Origin of the sequence: Bacillus sp. SIMBA_154 (assembly GCF_046536015.1) — a bacterium.
GTDB lineage: Bacteria > Bacillota > Bacilli > Bacillales > Bacillaceae > Bacillus > Bacillus pumilus_P.
This window is the reverse complement of sequence record NZ_JAWJBV010000314.1, coordinates 1-267: the sequence shown is the minus strand read 5'-3', so window position 1 is coordinate 267 and position 267 is coordinate 1. Positions and strand designations below refer to the sequence as shown.

The window sequence follows — 267 nt, the reverse complement described above, 5'->3', positions numbered from 1 at the left end:
GGAAGAATCGCCAGATCCGGTTCCGGGTCGCCGATGTCGGGGATTTCGTGGTGCGTCGCCTCGAACTGGGCGATCGCGCGCGCCAGCAACTGCGCCAGCAGCTTGGCGTGAACCGGGCTGACCGCGACGCGGCTCATCAACTGGACGTTGCCGGACTGCGGCTCGACCTGTCCGGCATCGATCAGGAACTCGAACGCGTTATGCCCGACCTCGAAATAGTTCGCATAACTGGCGAGCAGCGACCGTGGCGGGCCGGCGGGCTGGGCC

At 66.7% G+C, this 267-nt stretch carries 1 protein-coding gene; it reads right to left on the bottom strand.

The window, feature by feature from the left end; translation table 11 throughout:
- Positions 1-267 (bottom strand): DUF3467 domain-containing protein (locus R0K30_RS22185; protein ID WP_410613025.1); only part of this gene is annotated, 267 nt, incomplete at both ends.